This is a genomic window from Proteiniphilum sp. LBM24028 (assembly GCF_056629195.1).
Genome location: NZ_CM152817.1, coordinates 2,523,030 through 2,543,282, shown reverse-complemented (window position 1 = coordinate 2,543,282; position 20,253 = coordinate 2,523,030). Strand labels below are relative to the sequence as shown.

The 20,253-nt window shown below is 50.6% G+C and carries 18 protein-coding genes; 1 reads left to right on the top strand and 17 read right to left on the bottom strand.

Annotated features, from left to right (window positions below; translation table 11 throughout):
- Nucleotides 1–34 precede the first annotated feature (34 nt).
- The 4 genes from porM to AC1HCU_RS10190 all read right to left on the bottom strand — a co-directional run bounded on the left by porM (nt 35) and on the right by AC1HCU_RS10190 (nt 4,807).
- A complete protein-coding gene (gene porM / locus AC1HCU_RS10205) occupies nt 35–1,585 on the bottom strand; it encodes a type IX secretion system motor protein PorM/GldM (protein ID WP_480365687.1) in 1,551 nt (516 codons plus the stop codon).
- A gap of 13 nt (nt 1,586–1,598) precedes the next feature.
- Entirely contained in the window at nt 1,599–2,315 is a 717-nt protein-coding gene (gene porL / locus AC1HCU_RS10200; RefSeq protein WP_480365685.1) for a type IX secretion system motor protein PorL/GldL, read from the bottom strand.
- A gap of 28 nt (nt 2,316–2,343) precedes the next feature.
- Entirely contained in the window at nt 2,344–3,759 is a 1,416-nt protein-coding gene (gene porK, locus AC1HCU_RS10195; RefSeq protein ID WP_480365683.1) for a T9SS ring complex lipoprotein PorK/GldK, read from the bottom strand.
- Between the two features lie 73 nt (nt 3,760–3,832).
- Nucleotides 3,833–4,807 carry a PorP/SprF family type IX secretion system membrane protein gene (locus AC1HCU_RS10190; protein WP_480365681.1) on the bottom strand — a complete coding sequence of 325 codons (975 nt, stop codon included), beginning with the start codon at nt 4,805–4,807 and terminating at the stop codon, nt 3,833–3,835.
- Between the two features lie 116 nt (nt 4,808–4,923).
- Between AC1HCU_RS10190 and AC1HCU_RS10185 the strand changes: the two genes are divergently transcribed.
- Complete coding sequence (locus tag AC1HCU_RS10185; RefSeq protein ID WP_480365679.1) at nt 4,924–6,648, top strand: SGNH/GDSL hydrolase family protein; 1,725 nt, start codon at nt 4,924–4,926, stop codon at nt 6,646–6,648.
- Between the two features lie 82 nt (nt 6,649–6,730).
- On the opposite strand, the gene AC1HCU_RS10180 is transcribed toward AC1HCU_RS10185, so the two are convergent.
- From AC1HCU_RS10180 to rimP, 13 genes are all read right to left on the bottom strand, one after another.
- Nucleotides 6,731–7,828 (bottom strand): VOC family protein, encoded by a 1,098-nt coding sequence (locus AC1HCU_RS10180; protein WP_480365677.1) that lies wholly within the window; start codon nt 7,826–7,828, stop codon nt 6,731–6,733.
- 89 nt (nt 7,829–7,917) lie between these two features.
- The gene (locus AC1HCU_RS10175) at nt 7,918–8,709 is read right to left on the bottom strand and encodes an SDR family oxidoreductase (RefSeq protein ID WP_480365675.1); all 792 of its coding nucleotides are present in this window, start codon (nt 8,707–8,709) and stop codon (nt 7,918–7,920) included.
- 18 nt (nt 8,710–8,727) lie between these two features.
- Nucleotides 8,728–10,056 (bottom strand): threonine synthase, encoded by a 1,329-nt coding sequence (locus tag AC1HCU_RS10170; protein ID WP_480365673.1) that lies wholly within the window; start codon nt 10,054–10,056, stop codon nt 8,728–8,730.
- Nucleotides 10,057–10,073: 17 nt separating this feature from the next.
- Nucleotides 10,074–11,336, bottom strand: coding sequence for an aminotransferase class I/II-fold pyridoxal phosphate-dependent enzyme (locus AC1HCU_RS10165; RefSeq protein WP_480365671.1), 1,263 nt, complete (start codon nt 11,334–11,336; stop codon nt 10,074–10,076).
- A gap of 44 nt (nt 11,337–11,380) precedes the next feature.
- Nucleotides 11,381–11,626, bottom strand: a complete 246-nt coding sequence (locus AC1HCU_RS10160) for a hypothetical protein (protein WP_321721988.1) — start codon at nt 11,624–11,626, stop codon at nt 11,381–11,383.
- Nucleotides 11,627–11,695: 69 nt separating this feature from the next.
- Nucleotides 11,696–12,400, bottom strand: coding sequence for a CDP-diacylglycerol--serine O-phosphatidyltransferase (pssA, locus tag AC1HCU_RS10155; protein WP_480365669.1), 705 nt, complete (start codon nt 12,398–12,400; stop codon nt 11,696–11,698).
- Between the two features lie 5 nt (nt 12,401–12,405).
- The gene (locus AC1HCU_RS10150; protein WP_480371158.1) at nt 12,406–13,077 is read right to left on the bottom strand and encodes a phosphatidylserine decarboxylase family protein; all 672 of its coding nucleotides are present in this window, start codon (nt 13,075–13,077) and stop codon (nt 12,406–12,408) included.
- 11 nt (nt 13,078–13,088) lie between these two features.
- Entirely contained in the window at nt 13,089–13,700 is a 612-nt protein-coding gene (locus AC1HCU_RS10145; protein ID WP_480365667.1) for a CvpA family protein, read from the bottom strand.
- Entirely contained in the window at nt 13,697–14,548 is an 852-nt protein-coding gene (gene murI, locus AC1HCU_RS10140; RefSeq protein ID WP_480365665.1) for a glutamate racemase, read from the bottom strand. The genes AC1HCU_RS10145 and murI overlap by 4 nt, the downstream gene beginning before the upstream one ends.
- A 15-nt stretch (nt 14,549–14,563) precedes the next feature.
- Nucleotides 14,564–15,088 (bottom strand): OmpH/Skp family outer membrane protein, encoded by a 525-nt coding sequence (locus AC1HCU_RS10135; RefSeq protein ID WP_480365663.1) that lies wholly within the window; start codon nt 15,086–15,088, stop codon nt 14,564–14,566.
- 207 nt (nt 15,089–15,295) lie between these two features.
- Nucleotides 15,296–18,346: a translation initiation factor IF-2 gene (gene infB, locus AC1HCU_RS10130; RefSeq protein ID WP_480365661.1), complete on the bottom strand. Its 3,051-nt coding sequence runs from the start codon at nt 18,344–18,346 to the stop codon at nt 15,296–15,298.
- A 63-nt stretch (nt 18,347–18,409) separates the two neighbouring features.
- Nucleotides 18,410–19,687, bottom strand: coding sequence for a transcription termination factor NusA (gene nusA / locus AC1HCU_RS10125; protein WP_480365659.1), 1,278 nt, complete (start codon nt 19,685–19,687; stop codon nt 18,410–18,412).
- A gap of 6 nt (nt 19,688–19,693) precedes the next feature.
- Complete coding sequence (gene rimP / locus AC1HCU_RS10120; protein ID WP_480371155.1) at nt 19,694–20,158, bottom strand: ribosome assembly cofactor RimP; 465 nt, start codon at nt 20,156–20,158, stop codon at nt 19,694–19,696.
- Nucleotides 20,159–20,253 lie beyond the last annotated feature (95 nt).

Sequence of the window (20,253 nt, the reverse complement as noted above, 5' to 3'; positions counted from 1 at the left end):
TTTTAATTTTTTGTGATCAACTTTTATCAATCAGCTAGTTTACTCTTAGTTCCATTACCGCGATTTCGCGCTCCGTACCGTCGGGGCCGGCGGCACGAATGCCGGAGATGTAGAAATAACTACCACGGGTCAGCCGCCGGATCTGCTCCCGCTGCCTCTCCGAGAAGCGGTTGCCATCGGATACCTCGGGGATGGCGTTGCCCATGGCATCGAAGAGGACGGTGCGGAAGCTTTTCACTTGAAAGGGCACGTGGAGGATGCCATCGTCGATGGCTGCCTTGAGCCCGTCGCTCTGCAGCAGCGCTGCCTTGGGGATGCTGCCTCCCTTGCGTATGACCGGGTTGCCTCCGGCATCGCGGTACTCGATATAGGGGGTGGGGTCGGGGAGGGTGCGCACGCGGAAGGTGTGGGTGGCCACCCTGCGGGCTTCTCCATCAGCTGTGCGGGCTGAGACGGTGATCACGGCCTCCGTGCCGGCTTTTGTGGGACGGGCTACCCAGAGGTTGCCGCGACGACTGAGGGTGCCGTGGGTCATCACGGCGCCCACCTCCTGCGGGGCGACACCGGGCACGGAAATGCTCACTTCGTTGTCGATGCCTGCATAGAGTACGTTCATCAGCGTGGGGGCGACGGTGGCCATGGGGTCAATTACGGTATAGCTGCTGCGGAAGTCGTGGCGTGTGACGGTGCCGTCGCTGCCGGTCAGTTCCACATGCCCTTCTACCGGGAAGGTGCCGCTGTGGGGTGCGGGTAGCGTGAAGGAGCCGTCGTTGCCGACTTCAAGGGGCTGTCCCTGCACTACGATATGGGGACGCCGGGTGGTGTCTTCCGCAGCCAGGACCACACGGGCGTGGTAGCTGCTGCCCTGGAGGACTGTCTCCGATTGGGGAATGAGCCAGGCATTGAGCCGGTTGAGGCGGTAGTCGCTGGCGTCTATGCTCTGAAGGAGGGATGACAGCGCTTCTCCTTCCGAGAGGCGGATGTCGTTTTCGATCTTGGTGAGCAGGGTGACGGCTGCCGCCAGCGGCATCTGCTCAAACAGGGACGATTCCCAGTTCCGGCCACCGGGTGCTGCCTCGGTGGAGAGGTAGCGGGCAATCAGGGTGCTGCGCGAGGAGTCTTCCACCCACGCCATGAGCTGCTCCCGGTAGGTGTCGATGGCGCTTCGCAGCTTTTTGCCTTCTCCTTGCAGGGGGGAGAGCATCACCAAGGCGGCGGCCTCGAGGTCGTCCTTATGCCGGATGTGGTGGATATTGCCCCGCTTTCCGTCCGCTTCTTGCACCATCTGTTGTTTCAGGTTATTGATATACTGCGTGAGGGAGTCGCTCATTCTGCGTACTTGCGTCCCTTTGTCATACCACGCATCTGCCTTCTCCGGGTTGGTGTCGCGGTAGGCGGCAAGTTCCTCCATGATTTGCCTGTTCCGCTCCTCCATGGTCAGTGATGAGTGACCAAGTCGCTCATCCACCACCCCGAAGCCGTCGAGTACCTCCACCGGAACGTTGAGAGCCAGCATCGCAATGAAGACGAGGTACATCAGGTTGATCATCTTCTGTCGGGGTGAGTTGGGACTGTTTACGGCCATACGGAGGAGGTGTTTAAGATTGTGACGGGTCGTTCCGGCTGTCCCGGTTGAGGGTCATGGCCTGCAGCATGCGGGCATAGGCTTCGTTCAGCTCGTGCAGCTGTGCCGCCATCCGTTCGGTCTCACGGCCGATAACGGTACCGTCGGGCAAGGTGTCGCTGTAGGTGGTCTTCAGTCGTTGCAGTCCCCGGTTGATTTGCTCGATGGTGTCGATCTGTCCGCTGATTCCTTTCAGTTGTAGTTCATAAAGTGAATTGAGGCCGGAAAGGGTGCGATTCAGGCTCTCCATCTGTTTGTTGTACTCTTCGGCGTGGTTGGCGAGATGGGTAGGAAGTGCCGTTATTGTATCTGAGTGGGTGTGCAGGGGCTGATTTCCGGTATGCATATCTTGTACCCGGGAGACCCGGGACGAGGTGGATAGAGGTGCAAGGGCATCGGTCCCGAAATCAGGCTGCTCCTCGGGGTTCTGTGAGGTGAGTGCCGGAAACACCTGCTCCCAGGGATAGTCGCGTACGGGGGTGTCGAAGGCGGAGATGATAAACACACATACCTCGGTCATCATCCCGACAAAGAGCATCTCGTTACCAAAGGGGAAATGGAGCAGCTTGAACATGGCGCCCAGGATTACCAGGGCGGCGCCGAAACTATAGGCAAAGTGGATGGTGCGCTTGCCTCGTTCGGTCTGCAGGTATCGTTCCAGCCGGTTTTTGTATCTGTGGTATGCATTCATAGGATTGTTGTTATGTTACTTTTTTGTTTTAATTTCCCGTGCCTACCTGGGTGCGTACGCAGCGGAATCCGATCCAGGAGCGTCCCCGATGTTGTAGCTCCGAGTCGCGCATGTCGGAACGGATGAAGGTGGCGTTGTCTTTCCAGGAGCCTCCCTTCACCACCTTGCGCTTCAGGATGCCGGGATCATCTGTGAGTGCGTTGTAGCGATACTCCGGGTTGAGGTCGTTCATCAGCTCGAGGCCGGAGCCACTGTAGGCGGTGGAGGTCCACTCCGCCACGTTGCCAGCCATGTCGTAGAGTCCGAACTGGTTGGGCTTGAAGCTGCGCACCCGAGCCGGGATGAGGTGGTTGTCCGCCGCATAGGCTCCTTCGCCGGGGTTGAAGTTGGCCTGGTAGCAGTCGGGGGTACTTTTCCCGTCGCCCGTCTCCCATGGGTAGCGGCTGTCGCTGTTGGCGTTGCGTGCTGCCAGCTCCCATTCCGCTTCAGTGGGGAGGCGGTACTTCTCGATGGCGATACCTCCTCTGTTGATGTTCCGGCGCAGGAACATTGTCCGCCACTCGCAGAAGGCGGTCGCCTGCTCCCATGTAACTCCCACTACAGGATGGTGTGCGTAGGCGGGGTGGGAGAAGTAGTTGCGCATGTAGACCTCGTTGTTGGCATTGGGGAAGTCGTTGACCCAGGTAGTGGTGTCGGGGTAGATGTTGACGATGCGGGTGTGGACGAAGTCGTAGAGGCTACCCAGGGGGCGGGTGATGGTCTCGTTGACGATCTGCCCGTTGAAGGCAATGTAGGCGGTGTCTTTGGAAATCATTACTTTTTCTCCGGCGCTGTTATTGCTTCCGTTTGCGGTCTCCTGTATCCTGTTGAGCTGTCGTTGCCAGCGGGCTGCCTCTGCCGCATCGAACCACTCGTAGCGAAAGTTGAGTTGCGCGGCGTCGAGCATTCTCTGTCCCGTGATGGGGTGGACGACATAGAGGCTGTTGATGGCGGCCTCCTCCTCTTCGGTATTGCGGCTCCAGGGGATGGGTATGGACCAGTTGAGGCGCGGTGTGACAGGATCGCCGTATTCATTTTCGGTAATCTTGTAGAAGTCGTCGCCCGCATAGCGCGGGTCGGCAATCCGTTCGCGGATGATGGAGTCGCGCACCCAGTAGACAAACTGCTTGTACTGTGAGTTGGTGATCTCGGTTTCGTCCATCCAGAAATTGTCGACCGAGATACCTCTTGTGGGGATGGTGATGCCCCAGAGCGAGTCGATATTGCCGGGACCCATGGTGATGGAGCCGCGGGTGACGAGTACCATGTTGTAGGGTGTGGGTTCGTCCCATACCTTTCCCACCGGAACTCCGGTCAGCTCTCCGCCCACACTGCTCCCGATGCCACGCCGGCCGCAGGAGAGTACGCTGCCCAGTATCAGGATGATGACCAGATATTGTTTCATTTGTATGTTTATTTAGCGATTGGCGTTCAGCTATCAGCTTTCATCGTTTAGCCTCCTAATTCATAATTTCTAATTACAACAATCTTATGCTTTTATGCGGCTGCAACTTCGGTTTGAAATAATCCAATGGCAGATCATAGCGAAGGTAGAGTTCGTGACTGCCTTTGCTCATGCTTGCCGGGCCGGTGGTATGTCTATTGTATGCATATCCCATTTCCAGATCCTGAAAGGTAGTACCCCCAAAAACAACATACCCTTCACCGGGCGACCAGGTAAAGCCGCCCGAGAAACGTTTATTGTACTCCAGGCGCAGTGTTGCCTGCACCACCGTCCTGGTGAGATTGGACTGTATCCATACCATTGGCTGTATTGCTAACGGATAAAGCAGACCGATATTGTATCCCGCCATAAAATTTATAGAGCGGGGAATGGCGATGCGAGCCGAGTCGCTCTGCAGGTCGGTAGTCACAGAATCATTAAAAGTGTGGAAGCGCGGTTGGGTGATATGCAGTACCGAGAGACCTGCAAATCTCTGCCCGTCATCCCAGACGATGCCCGCATTCAGATCGGGCAGCTGCTCCTCGACGGCATTCACATGCATCGTACTCTGCTTACCGATAGCTGACACGGGAACTATTTCACGACTTCCTGCATCGAATTGCAGACTGTAGATTCCCGCCTGAATCCCGATCTGCAGGGCCCCGTTACCCATTTTCCCGCGGAAGTTATACTGTGCGGCAAGCAGCGTATTGCGGAGCGGTCCCGCCTGTTCGCCGTAGAATACCATGCCTGCACCATGTCTCCTATGAAGAAATTCAATCGGCAGATCGGCGGTGATAACTACTTTTTGTGGTGTATTTTTTATTCCGGCCCACTCATACCGGTAAGCTGCCGCAGTGCGTATCTGCTCGGTGGCACCGGCAAAGGCAGGGTTGTAAAAACCCCTGACTGCCCAGTAGTGGCTGAGTGGCATATCCCATTGTGCCTGTACCATGGAGGTACAGGATAGCGTAAGCAGTAAAAAGCAGTATAACCGCCGTTTTCTCATTGTTCGTATAACGGAAAAAAAAAAGAATAATTGTATAATTTAAGGGGTAATGTGTAAATTTGTTTATCCATATATGCTGTCTGCAGAAAATATAAAATTAATATACATATGTTCACATGAAAAAAGCTATTGTTGGTGCGTTTTGTCTCCTTCATGCATTCTGTGTAATGGGGCAAACAAAATGGTATGATCCGCTGGAAGCTGATTTTCCGGTGATTCAGAATCAGGGATGGACAGAAGAAATTGGAAAGAATTACCACCGGCTGCCCAACAGGGCCAGAGATAAGGTCAGACGGAGTGTGTGGAATCTCTCAGGAAATTCGGCCGGTCTGGCGGTTCATTTTTATACGAACGCAGCTAAAATAGAGGTCCGGTACGGGGTAACAGGTGATTTTGCCATGTCCCACATGCCTGCCACAGGAAAGTCGGGTATGGATCTCTATGCGATTGATCCGGATGGCAGATGGCGTATTCTTACGGATAAGTACGCATTCGGCGATACAGTCAGATATACCTACGGGAACCTTGTGGAAAGCAAATATCACAAAAAAGGATATGAATACCGGCTTTTTCTGCCTTTATACAACAGTGTCACATGGATGGAGATCGGCGTGCCGGACTCCGCCTCCTTCTCTTTTATTCCGAAGTTGAAAGAAAAACCCATCGTGGTATACGGAACCTCTATCGCACAGGGCGGATGTGCATCACGTCCCGCAATGGGATGGACCAACATCCTCTCGCGCAAGCTGGATCTGCCGGTGATTAACCTGGCATTCTCAGGAAACGGCCCCCTGGAGAAGGAGTTGGTCGATTTGATTGGAGAACTGGATGCTGCCATGGTAATCTATGATTGCCTCCCCAATATGGGAAGTCTTTCCACAGAGGAAGTGAAAAAGAGAACCGCATACGGTGTGTCTGCCATACGGGCCAAGAGTGATCTTCCCATCCTGATCACGGATCATATCGGGTATCGTAACGATGAGATGAACATCCATACCAAAGAATCTGCCGATCGGCTGAACAGGGCATCCCGCGAAGTGTACGACTCCCTGAAAGCCACCGGTATGGGAAAATTATTTCATCTGCATCAGGATTCAATCCATTTTCCTGAAGACGGATGTGTAGATTATGTTCATCCGAACGATCTGGGTATGCAGGCATATGCCGATGCTTATGAAAAGATGATCCGCCGCATTCTCCATATGCCCGTGGGAGAGTGGAGTACCATGCAACCTGTCAGTCAGAGACGGGAACCGGACATTTATGAATGGAAAAAAAGACATGGTGAAAAACTGAAATCAATCGCCTCGGCTTCACCCCGGAAAGTGATCATCGGGAACTCCATAACACACTACTGGAGCGATGAGCCGGGAAGAGTGAACGGCCCAGAGAGCTGGAAACGTCATATGCAGCCGGCGGGCTTTTTCAATTTGGGATGTGGATGGGACAGGATAGAAAATGTGCTTTGGCGGATCTATCACGGTGAACTGGATGGCTATGTGGCGGAGGAGGTCGTGGTGATGATAGGCACAAACAACATCGGACTGGACAGCGATGAGGAGATTGTGGGAGGATTGCAGTTTCTCCTGAAACAGATTGAAAAGAGACAACCTTCTGCACTTATTAAAGTGGTAGGAATCCTTCCCCGGAGATCGAGAGAAACGACTGTAAAAGCATTAAACCGGCAGATCGCCAAAATGGCCGAACAGCACAACTGGCACTTTGTGGATCCGGGTGAGAAATTGTTAAAGAATGGTATGATAGATGAATCGCTCTTCACTGATGGATTGCATCCCAACGAAAAAGGATATGCCCTGATCGCGCCACTTTTGGTTCGCTGACAGGGCGGCATTTGTCGGTGGCCGCCAGGTGTCCGCTGCTTTCCATTATCGGTTCGTCCGGAGCAAAGGCTCTCTCTGCCGGTTACTGCAAACGTTCCGGTTGCACCCGCATCAGGCTCAGTGCTTTCAGCATCCATCGAGGAAGCGGCTTTTCAGGATTCCTGTTTTGCAGGTTGATGCTCAGTCCCAGCTTTTTCACCAGCGGCACCTTGTGGGTCTCCACGAACTCGATCAGCGTGCCGTCCGGATCTTCGATATAGGCGAACTGTCCCGCTGCATCGCCCATATCAAATGAGCTGCCTTCTCTGAATTTCTGTGTGGTGTCCACCGTGAATGGATGTCCCAGCGCTGCACAGTGCTTGCCAAGCGCCTCCATGTTGCGGATGTCGAAGCATACCTGGATAAAGCCCGGATCTCCCCAGAACCGGCCTTCGTAAATCTTTCGCGGGGTCCGTTCCAGTGCCTGCACCAATTCGATGCGGGAGGGACCGAACAGTTCGCTGAAGCTCCCTTTTCTTGGTCGGGAGTGACCCAGCAGCCGCCGGCGGAAGCGTCCCGTTCCTCCGGGCAATGCTGCATAATCGGGGAACAGGCCGGTCTCGTCGGCCAGGATGGTGTCGTACCCCAAAATATCTTTATAAACCTTCATCGCCCTCTCCATATCAGTCACGCCGATGGTAACACCTGCCACACCACTGGTCAGCCGGCCTTCATTCTTGAAGAGATAGTCGTCCTGTACCACCTGGAACAGATTTCCATAGGGGTCTTTCAGGTAGAAGGTCTGTCTGCCGTCTATATTATCATTGAGTCCGCCTGCAAGTTGTGCCTTCGGGTTACGGGAGAAGGCATCAAAGGCACGGGCTACATCCCTGCTTTTGATCTTGCAGACTAGTACCCCCAGGTCGCCCATCATCAGTTCGAAGGTGAGAGGTTGCGGCTTCCGTTCGGCATATTGCCACACTTCAAATCCTCCGCCACCCTGCATGTTGACTGCGATGGCGGCGTGCCTCCGTTGCGGCCTACCGCCCGTATAGGGCAGCATCAGTTCCGCCACCTTGTTATCCTCCAGGATGCGAATGTCCATCTGGAACAGTTCAATATAGTACTTCCAGGCTTCGTAGAGATTTTCGACTCCGATGCCTACCTGCTGGATGCCGGCAATGTTATAGTCTTGTGTCATTTGTTGAGAGTTTGAGTGAGTGTGAATCCGGTGGAACAGAATTGAATGGCGGAGAGGAAGTAAGATGTGGAACCGGAGAAATGGTCCGGTCAGGTGGCATTGATCTGCCGCACCAGCCTTCGCGAGAGGGCGGGGAGAAATCGTTTGATGTACACCATCAGTAGCTCGGGACCGCCTACCAGCACTTCCGGTTTCTGCTGTTTGATTGCTTTCACAATCTTCCGGGCTGCCTTTTCTGCCGTGATTCCTCTCTGTTGTCCTTCGTCCATCCGTCCGTGTTTTGTACCATCCGCCTCCAGTGCGTTGAAGGATATCTGCGTGCGCACCCTGCCGGGGCAGACCATCACCACACGGATATTTTCATCGTAATACTCGGCATGTACAGTCTCGAAAAAGCCATAGAGAGCAAATTTGGAGGAGGCATAGGACGAGCGCAGCGGAAAGCCAAACTTGCCGGCTATGCTGCTTGTGACGGCAATTGTACCACCGCCGTTTTCTATCATTTTCGGCAGCAGCCTCTTGGTGATCCTGACCGGTGCGAAGAAGTTCACATCCATGATCTTTCGGTCCACTGCAAAGTCGGTCTGCATGGTTTTACCACGTTGACTGATGCCGGCATTGAGGTAGGCGATGTCGATTTGACCGAACGCAGCAAAGGCATTGTCGGTGAGTGTATCCATATCTTCCAGATTGGACAGGTCGAAAGTGAGTATCTTGCATTGGGCTCCCAGGCTGAGACACTTCTGTTCCACTTCTGCCAGCCTGTCGGTACGCGTGGCGGTAAGAATGAGGTTCGCCTTTTCACGGGCAAATGCATAGGCACATGCCTCTCCGATACCCGATGAGGCGCCCGTGATCCATATGGTTTTGTTGGTTGGCATATTTTTAGCGGTCAGTGATCAATTCTCTAATAATTCGTTCCAGAGCCGGGCACGAAAATCGTCGATGGAGTGGGGAACACATTCGTCCACATTACTCACATTGTGCGAGGTGTAGATCATCTGCTCCAGATAGTAGGGTGCCCTGTTGGGTCCCTCGCCGAGATTGATCAATACCGTCTCACCGTTTTTGATCTGGTTCTTACGCAATGCAACAAAAAATCCGGCCATGGCCACTGCCGAGGCGGGACCTGGAATCACCTTCTTCTCATAGGCCATGAGCTTTCCCATAGACAGCAGCTTCGATTCCCGCATGCGCAGGAAGGCACCACCGGAATTTTTTACCAGTCTTGCCACAATGGGATAGGATGCCGGGTTGCCGGTAGCCAGCGTAGGTACTTCCGTCTGGGGGTTATCGATGACAGGGTACTCTTTTTCGAATCCCTCAGGGAAACCTGCTTTCTCGGCCTTTTCCCATGCCTGCACCATGGGGTCGCACTTATCGGTCTGCACGAGCAGAAAGCGCGGATTCTTCAACTCGGGATATACGTGTTTGATCTCCCGTAGTCCCTTGTCGATAGCAATGGGGCCCGTACCGCCACTCACCGCCTGGATATAGACATCGGGAAATTTTTCCATCTGTCGCAGCCACTCAAAAACCATGGTTTTCTTGGCTTCCACACGGATTGGGTCAATATTCCCTGTGGACATAGGAATGTTGTGAATTTTTGCATACCCGGCGGCAATTTCTTTTGCCCTGGCATAATCGCCCATCACCCGGAAGACTTGCTGTCCGTATGAACTGATGGTAGCCTCCGAGGTTTTAATGGCATCCTCGGGCATGAAGACGGAACAGTTCACGTTGGCCATGGAGAGATATTTGGCATAGGCCGTGGCGGAGTTGCCGGTAGAGGCAATGCAATACTGCTTGATTCCAAGTTCGTTGAAGAGACTGGCTGCCATGGATGCTGCAATATCCTTGAAAGTCCCCGTGCCGCCATTCAGATCATTGCGGTAGACATGTACACTGATATCGAGATGAAACTCTTTCCTGGCAAACTCTTCCAGAAAGGTCCATCGTTCCACGGGAATGGCTCCTTCACCCTTGGAGATGATATGCCTCCGTCGTAGCAGGGGTAGAAAAGGAAAATAATGCCAGAAGCTGTCGGCCTTGCGCCGGATGATGCGTGGCAGGCGCTGGTATCTCCTGTTGTACCACACTTCGGAATGTTTGCTTCCGCATCGAGGACACTGCTGGTTCTGGTCGAACCATGTCCAGAAGTTGGGAGTCACATGGCCACATTGTGTACAGGTCAGGTGGTATTTGTGCTGTATTTTGACACGTAACATGTAATAAAGGTCTCTGATTATTCAATCGACATCGATTGCATTTCTTCTGCTTTATATTTCCCTGCTTCGAGATTTATTTTTATTTTTTTGAAAACAGCAATGGTCTCGTCTACCTCCTTCTGCGTGTGGGCGGCAGTAGGAATAAGGCGGAGCATCAGCACATCTTTTGGAACGACGGGGTAGGCCACAATAGAGCAGAAGATACCGTGATTTTCACGCAAGTCGGCTACGATGTTGGTTCCCTCTGCCACGTTTCCCTTCACATAGACCGGCGTAACGGGCGACTGGGTATTGCCGATGTTGAATCCTTCGGTTACCAGCCCCTTCTGGAGGGACCTGACCACCTTCCACAGATTTTCCCTGTGTTGTGGCTGTGTTTGCAGGATCTCCAGCCGTTTCAGTGCACCAATAACCATGGGCATGGGAAGCGACTTGGCAAAGATCTGCGAGCGCATGTTATATTTCAGTGAATCCACAATCGCCTTTTCGGAGGCGACAAAAGCACCAATGCCGGCCATAGACTTGGCGAAGGTGGCAAAGTAAATATCCACCTCGTCCATAAGCCCGAAGTACTCGCTGGCTCCTGCGCCGGTCTCACCCATAGTGCCAAAGCCGTGGGCATCGTCAATCATCAGGCGGAAGCTGTACTTCTCACGCAACTTCACAATGCCGGGAAGATCGCCCAGATCGCCGGACATGCCGAAGACTCCTTCGGTAATAACCAGGATACCACCACCGGTTTCTTCTGCCTTCCGTGTGGCAAAACCGAGCATCTTTTCACACCGTTCCATGTCGTTGTGCGGATATACGAAGCTCTTGCCACCCTTAGCCTTATGCAGGAAAATGCCGTCCATGATGCAGGCATGTGATTCGGAATCGTAGACAATGACATCGTTCCTCGAGACCAAAGAATCAAGGATCGACACCATTCCCTGGTAACCATAGTTGAGCAGGTAGGCTGCCTCCTTCTTCTCAAAACGGGCCAGTTTTACTTCCAGATCCTTGTGATATTTTGTCTGTCCCGACATCATGCGGGCACCCATAGGGTAGGCCATACCCCAGTCCGCTGCTGCTTTTGCATCAGCCTCACGTACTTCAGGATGGTTGGCTAGTCCCAGGTAATTGTTTAAACTCCATGTGATTACCTCCCTGCCATGGAACTGCATCCGCGGTCCTATTTCTCCCTCCAGTTCTGGAAACATAAAATAACCTTCTGCTTTCTGGCGATACTGTTCCAGTGGGCCGTTGACATTTTTCAGCCTTTCAAAAATATCTGTCATGATCTGTGTATATGATTTTAATGATTTTATGTATATCTGTTTTTTTACTCTTCCTTTTCCCGGTCTTTCATCTCCACGAATTCCACATCTTCCACTTCACTCTTCTCGAAGTTTTTCTTTTGATACTCGATAATACGGTCGTTCTGTGTTTCGGGTTGTCTGGGTTGTGCTGCACGCTGCTGTGGTCGGGGAGGTTGTTTCTGTTTTTTTCCTCCTAAAAAGCCGACAAATGCTTTCATCAGCAGATAAACTATGGTGAAGAAAAGCAAAAATTTAATTAGAATTCCCATAAGGTTTGTATAAATTTAAAATGACAGTAAAGATACGACGAATCGACTGACCCACAGGAATGGTTTGAATTATTTAACGATTGGATTGTGGGCAACCAGAGAAAGTACAATGTATGCGAGTATACCCCAGGCGATACCGGTCAGGCCCCACAGGGCAACAGAAACAATCATTAGTGTTGCCAGGAGCCACTGCCGCTCATTACCTTTCCAGGATATTTTTTTTATTTTCAGTGAGAACATCGGTACGTCTGAAATCATCAGCCAGCAGAGGAGGGCTACAAGAATGACGATCACCGGAAAAATGATGTTACTGCTGCCGGCTATACCTGAAAGGGTCACAGTGAAGCTTGCCCAGAAAAGGCCGTTGGCCGGGGTGGGCAGTCCTCTGAACGAGATGGTTTGTCGTTCGTCTATATTGAATTTGGCCAGTCGCAATGCCGAAAAAAGCGGAATCAGAAAAGCAATGTAGGGGATATAAAGTTGCAGTTGCCCTGTCATAACGGGAAGCTGCGTGTGGTCGCGCAGTAAAATAAAGAGGGCCGCTGCCGGTGCCACACCAAAACTGACTACATCGGCCAGTGAGTCCAACTCCTTGCCAATGCTGGAATATGCGTTTAACCACCGGGCAAAAACTCCGTCGAGAAAATCGAAAAGTGCAGCCATGATCACCCAGACTGTTACAGCGGTAAAATTTCCTTCAAAGGCCATTGTGACGGCAATGCACCCTGAAAACAGATTGGCCAGCGTGATGATATTGGGTATATTTTTCCGCATGACTTTTATTGATTTTGTTTATTCAGACGTGCCAGAAAAGTGACATTGGCCCGCACTTCCTCGCCGTAATCTACCAGAATATCGCTGTCGGGTGGCAGATAAATATCCATTCTGGAACCCAGTTTGATGAAACCCAGTGGTGAACCTATGTGCACCGTTTCTCCTTCCTTTACATAGGTGATGATACGTCGTGCCATGGCCCCGGCAATCTGCCTGGTAAGAATCACCCCGTGTCCCGGCGTTTCTATCAGTATGTTGGTGTGTTCATTCTCACTGCTGGATTTGGGTAGAAAGGCGGCATGAAAGTTTCCGTCCACATGAGAAAGATGAGTGATTTTTCCTGTCACCGGTACCCAGTTGGAGTGGGCGTTGAAAAAAGACATGAAAATGGATATCTTTATTCTTTCGTCGTGCAGAAACTCATTTTCTTTCACCTTTTCAATGGCAACAATTTTCCCGTCGGTAGGAGCATTTACCAGGCCATGCAAATCGCCTTTATAGGTCCGTTCCGGCCTTTTGTAAAAGTTAAGTGTCATGGCGAACAGAAGCAGTGACAGGCCAAAAATAACTGTTGTGAAAAGCGTTTCCGGCAATAAAATGAAAGTAACCAGGTTAATGAGCAGAAGTATTGTAAATATCCTGATTAACGGAGCCTTTCCCTCTTTATGTATCTGAATTTTATTTCCCATCAATTCACTTTAAAATGTCGTTGCTGGTAGGTTGAATCTATCCGGACCCCTTCCGGTAAATAGTGGTAAATACTGTCGGATTTTCGTTCAAGCTCATCCCGGTAGTTCCCAGGAATATATTCCTCCCAAAACTTCTTGTTCATATAGGGTATGATGGCAGGCACGACCGCCTCCACACGCTCGAAGAAGAATGATTCCTCCTGTGTTTTTTTGTTGATGACTGTTTCATTTTTATCAAGCATCAGCACCAGGTTCAGTAGGATGCTCAAAAATAGCATCATGGTTCCCAAAGCTATCACGCTACCGAGTATGCGATTGATGAAACTCAGAAGAACCACATCAATGAATCTCTGTATAAGACGGCCAATCAGTGAAAGTATGACGGCGATGAGCACAAAAGCCAGAATGAAGGACAGTACCCTCGCTACATCAGGAGAAAGCTCTGTCAGACGGTTGATCTGCGGGAGAATATTCTCTGCCAGCCTGCCGCCGAAGATGGCAGACATCACAAGGATGGCCAGTCCTACAAGCTGCATGATAAGCCCCTTGCGGTAGCCGTTGACAAAAGCAATCAACAGCAGGATGCCCACGAGTATGTCGAACCAGTTCATGATTTCTTTATGAGTGTTGCTTTTTTGGCATCAACCTGTTCATTTAGGAAGAGGGATGCCTGTTGTTTAAATTTTTCTGGTGATTCGGTCGTGAAGTAACGGACGGTACCATTTCTGGCACATCGTTGCTCCATCTCCGGGTGCCGGTGTAGATATTCTTTCAGGCTTGCAGCTACATAGCTTCCCTGTGCAATTACCTTCACGCCGGCCGGAAGGAAACGTTTTATTCCGGCCATCAGCAATGGATAGTGGGTACAACCAAGGATAAGGGTGTCGATCAGCGGATCCTTCTCAAGTATGCGATTGATATGCTGCTTCAGAAAATAATCGGCTCCGGGCTTGTCAAACTCCCTGTTCTCCACGAGAGGCACCCACATGGGGCAGGCTTCACCGGTGACCGTGAGTTGCGGGTGAAGTTTTTGTATTTCTATTTCGTATGAGCCCGACTGGATGGTTCCTTCGGTTCCCAGAATTCCGATGTGATTTGTCCGGGACAAACCCGAAAGACTTTCTGCTGTGGGGCGGATGACACCCAATACCCGTCCGGAGGGATTTATAACAGGCAGGTTGACCTGTTGGATGGTGCGCAATGCCTTTGCCGAGGCTGTGTTACATGCCAGGATGACCAGCGGGCAGCCATGAGAGAAAAACCATTCTACCGCTTCGAGGGTAAATTCATAGACACTCTCAAAGGAACGGCTCCCGTAGGGCGCACGGGCATTGTCACCCAGATAGATGTAGTCATATTCCGGCATTAGTGACTTTATTTCGGACAGAACGGTGAGTCCGCCGTAGCCTGAATCAAATATGCCGATTGCACCTGTGTCCGGGGCAGCCTGTTTTTTCACCGTGGCAGATATTATTTAATGAATGCCCAGCCTTTGCTTTACAAAAGGATTCGCATCGACTGCCGAGGGCGAAACGAAAGCAATGCCGGGATTGGCAAGGTCGTAAATAACAGTGTAATGCCGTTCAATTCCTACAGCATGGATGGCCTGGCTGATCTTTTGTCTGAGTGGCTCCAGCAAAACCTTTTCCTGATTTTCAATATCTTTCTGTGCCAGCTCCATAAATTGCTGCATCCTGTTTTCCAGCTCAGTAAGCTCCTGCATTCTGCGCAACTTGATATTTTCGGCCAATGATGACTGATAGGTGATATAGTCAGAATACTTCTTGTTGTATTCGTTTTGCATCAGTTCAAGTTCTTTCTTGTAATTGTCGCTTAAAGCAAGTAGCTGTTGTGTAGCCGCCTCTTTTTCCGGAAACTGATCCAGCAGTTCAGAGGTATTTACGAACGCCACGCTTACCTGCGGCGTATACTGTGCAAATGCTGTCGTATTGATCAACAAAATAAACAAACTAAGGCTGAAAAAAATCTTCTTTGTCATAATCATTTATTTTATAAAACCATTTCCTTAATCATTTCGCCTGTTGATTGCCTCCTGACATCCATCCCTGTGTGTTGCGGCCGCATCAGCTTTTGTGAAAGCGGATGCGGCCGCTGTCAGGGTAGGAATTAAAATAACAATGTCAACTGGTTACAAATATGCTCCCTTATCCCGTTTTGCAGGATTCTTATAAGAGAAGGGGCGTCTCTACAATGTTTTCTTTATCTCAGTCTCTTCGAAGGCTTCAATTACGTCGCCCACTTTTATGTCGTTAAAGTTACGGATGGTAATACCGCATTCGTAACCCGATGTGACCTCTTTCACATCTTCCTTGAATCGTTTCAGTGAATCCAGTTCGCCAGTGAAGATCACGATACCGTCTCTTACCAGACGGACACGACTGGAGCGCTTGATTTTCCCGTCTCGCACCATGCTACCGGCCACGGTTCCCACTTTCGTGATTTTAAACACATCCAGTACTTCCACGTTTCCTGTAATATCTTCCTTGATCTCGGGTGAAAGCATCCCTTCCATGGCCGCTTTTACCTCTTCAATGGCATCATAGATGATGGAGTAGAGCCGGATGTCCACTCCCACTTTTTCAGCTTCCTTACGCGCACCCAGTGAGGGACGCACCTGAAAGCCAATGATGATGGCGTCGGAGGCGGCTGCCAGTGTTACGTCTGATTCTGATATCTGACCCACGGCCTTGTGAATCACATTTACCTGTATCTCTTCGGTTGAGAGCTGGATGAGCGAGTCGGAGAGAGCCTCTACCGAACCGTCCACGTCACCTTTCACAATGATGTTCAACTGCTGGAAGTTGCCAATGGCGATCCTGCGACCGATATCATCGAGGGTGAGCATCTTCTGGGTACGTATCGACTGTTCGCGTTGCAGTTGTTCACGGCGGTTGGCAATGGAACGTGCTTCCTGTTCCGTTTCCATCACATTAAAGGTATCACCTGCCTGTGGAGCGCCATTAAGGCCGAGGATTAGTGCCGGTTCAGCAGGACCGGCCTCCTCAATACGTTGGTTACGCTCGTTGAACATCGCCTTCACACGACCAAAGTAGGCACCGGCAATCACGATGTCTCCCTGATGCAGGGTACCGTTTTCTACCAGTACCGTAGATACGTAACCGCGGCCCTTGTCGAGTTCCGACTCAATGATGGAGCCCGATGCCCTCCGATTGGGGTTGGCTTTCAGTTCCAGAAGGTCTGCCTCAAGCAATACCTTCTCGAGCAGTTCCTGAATACCAATGCCTTTCTTTGCGGAAATATCCTGCGACTGATATTTACCGCCCCAGTCTTCCACCAGGTAGTTCATCTCGGCAAGCCGTTCCTTGATCTTTTCGGGATTAGCTCCGGGTTTATCAATTTTGTTGATTGCAAACACGATGGGCACACCTGCCGCACCGGCATGGTTGATTGCTTCCACCGTTTGTGGCATCACATTGTCATCGGCAGCCACGATAATAATGGCTACGTCCGTCACTTTGGCTCCACGGGCACGCATGGCCGTAAATGCCTCGTGGCCTGGTGTGTCGAGGAAGGTGATCTTTCTGCCGTCGTTCAACTGCACGTTGTAAGCTCCTATGTGTTGGGTGATTCCCCCGGCTTCACCAGCAATCACGTTCGTGCTGCGGATACTGTCGAGTAGGGAGGTCTTTCCGTGGTCCACATGTCCCATTACCGTGACAATGGGAGGACGGGATGTAAGATCTTCAGGATCATCCTCCTCCTCGGCGATTGCCTCAATTACATCGGCACTTACATACTGGGTCTTGAAGCCATATTCTTCTGCCACAATGTTAATGGTTTCTGCATCAAGACGCTGGTTGATAGCTACCATCACTCCCAGGCTCATACAAGTGGAGATTACATTGGTGACCGGTACATTCATCATGTTGGCCAGGTCGTTGGCCGTCACAAACTCGGTGAGCTGCAGTACGCGGCTTTCTCTTTCCTGCTGTTTGAGTTCTTCCTGATGACGCTGTGCGCTGGCTTCCCTTTTCTCCCGTCGGTATTTGGCCCCACCCTTTTTGCCTCTCTTCTCGGTGAGGCGGGCAAGTGTTTCCTTAATTTGCTTCTGTACATCTTCTTCACTCACCTCTGCCTTAATCGGCTTCCTCAGCGCAGGCTTCCTCTCGCCTCGGGGAGGCTGGCCTACAGCACCCGGTTTATCGATGTTTACTTTGGCGCTGCGAATACGCGTGCGTTTTCTCTTCTTGCTTTCGTCTTCAGCATCGGGAATAGCCGGCTGCTTTTTCTTCTCATCGATTGCCTCTTTCTTGAGTATCTTTACTTTTTCCTCCTTCAGCCTTTTGCTGTCGATCGCCTTTTGTTCACGTTCAAGCCGTTCTTTCTTACGCTGCGCCCTTGATTTTCGGGGAGGACGGGTGCGATCATTGATTGCATCCAGATCAATGGATCCCTTAACCACAATATTAGACTCCAGCTTATTTTTATGCAGGCGGAAAACTTTATCGGAGCGAGACTGTTCCGACTGAGGTATCTCCTTCTCCGCTGTTTCCGTCAGTGTGTCTTCTTCTGTTTGAGGAGTTTCCTCTGTCTCCGTTGTTATTTCCGGTTCAATATCTTCTATCTTCTGCGGTTCAACTGCGGGAATCCCTTCCTCTTCCTCTACTTCTACTTCGTGCGTCACGGGTTGTTCTTTGGCTATCACCGGTGTTTTTTCTTCAACTGTCTCTGGTACTTCCGGCTCTTCCATTACCGGCTCGTGTATAATCTCCTGTTCCTTCGGAGTCTGCGGTTCCGGCGTAATTTCAACCGGTTCTTCAGAAATAATTTCCGTTTCAGGGAGAATCTCCGTTTCCGGCTGTGCGACAGTGATAATTTCTTCCTGCTTCGACTCGGTTTTCTTCTTGTGGAGATTGTCCAGGTCGATGCTGCCTACAACGTTGAAATGAGGTTTCAGTTCCTTCGGTATTTCGGTCTCAATGGTTTCTTTTTCCACTTTCTTCTTCGGAGCCGGTTCTACGGGAAGTTCATATCCTTCGATGGCCACAGTCTCGCGCTTTTCGTCGCGACGGTGCATTTTCTCCCTGGTTTCAGTGGCTTCGCGGCGAATATTCTTGTCTTTCCCGAATTCAGCGATCAGTATGTCGTACTGTTCATCCTCTATTTTGGCGTTAGGATTTGCTTCTATTTCGATACCTTTCTTGTGCAGAAATTCAACAAGGCTGTTGATTCCCACATTCAAATTTTTCGATACTTTTATTAGTCTGATAGGCATATAACTCGTTTATCCTTTTCTCTCTTTTTATGGTTGTGAACAGTGTATTGTCAACGATAATCCTTACTCCTCAACGCCTTTATCGTCTTCTTCTTCAAATTCATAGCGCAGGATAGCCAGTACTTCGTCTACAGTACTTTCTTCCAGGTCAGCTTCCCTGATGAGTCTTTCCCTGCTCGTAGCCAGTACGTTTTTGGCTGTGGAGCATCCGATCTTTTTCAACTGGTCTATCACCCAGCCATCAATCTCATCACGGAATTCATCGAGGTAGATATCTTCTTCGTCCACATCATCGATATCACGAAATACCTCGATATTATACCCGGTAAGCATGGATGCCAGCTTAATGTTGGCTCCTCCCTTACCGATGGCAAGCGACACCTCCTCGGGATTCAAAAAGACTTCGGCACGCCGCTCCTCCTCCTTCACGGTGATGGAGTTAATCCGCGCCGGACTTAACGCCCGTTGAATGAAAAGGGAAGTGTTGTTGGTGTAGTTGATTACATCAATATTTTCATTGCGCAGTTCACGTACAATACCATGAATGCGGAACCCTTTCATGCCCACACAGGCACCTACCGGGTCAATTCTGTCGTCATAGGCTTCCACGGCCACCTTGGCACGTTCACCCGGAATACGGGCAATTCCCTTGATGGTAATGAGTCCGTCGGCAATCTCAGGTATCTCCTGTTCAAACAATCGCTCCAGAAATACGGGCGATGTGCGGGAAAGAACGATTCTGGGGTTGTTGTTCTTATTTTCTACACGGGCAACTACCGCACGGGCATGCTCTCCCTTGCGGAAGAAATCACTGGGTATCTGTTCTGTTTTGGGCAGAATCAGTTCATTGTGCTCGTCATCGAGCAACAATAACTCCTTTTTCCATACCTGATAAACCTCTCCCGAAACAATCTCTCCCACCTTTTCCTTGTACTTGTTGTAAAGATTGTCCTTCTCCAGCTCCAGTATCTTGGATGCCAGTGTCTGACGCAGGTTAAGAATAGTGCGGCGGCCAAAGTGATCCAGAGATACTTCATCGGTCACTTCTTCACCCACTTCAAAGTCATCGTCTATTTTCAGGGCTTCAGACAGCGTAATCTGCAGGTTGGGGTCTTCGAGCTGGTCGTCTTCTACAATGGTCCGGTTACGCCAGATCTCAAGGTCACCCTTGTCGGGGTTGATGATGATATCGTAATTTTCATCAGTCCCGATTGTCTTCGTTATCACATTACGGAATGACTCTTCCAGCACGCTGATCAACGTTGCCTTGTCGATATTCTTCAGTTCATTGAATTCGGAAAATGTATCTATGAGACTTATGGTTTCTTTCTTCTTGCCCATATAATATTAAAATCTTATCAGATATTTTGTATATTTTACTTCACTGAATGCGTAGCGGAGGTCTTCTGTTACTTCGGTCCTGCGCTTTGCTCCTTCCGGTTTTACTTTTCGTGTGACGGTGAGTGTGAATCCATCGGGATCGGACGACTTGAGTATACCTGTCATTTTTTGTCCCTGTTTACTGAGGACTTCTACCTCTTTACCCTCATATTTTTTGTACTGACGCGACGTCTTGAAAGGCGAGGTAAGTCCCGCCGAGGTGACCGTAAGCTCAAAATCTTCTGTTTCACGATCAAGTTTCGACTCCAGATAGCGGCTCAGCGCCACGCAATCATCGATATCCACCCCCTGGTCGTTGTCAATCTCCACCGTAATCGTATTGTCGGCCCCCACAATTACATCAATCAGATAGTTGGGCGAATCTTGCAGAAATTCCACCGTGAGGTCGGTAAGCACTCTTTTTTCGATCATTTGATACAGCCATGAATAAAAAAGGAAGCGGTGTTTCCTGCTTCCCTCTTTCTTTTCGTCTACAAAGATATTATTTTCAAACGGATTATCAAAAT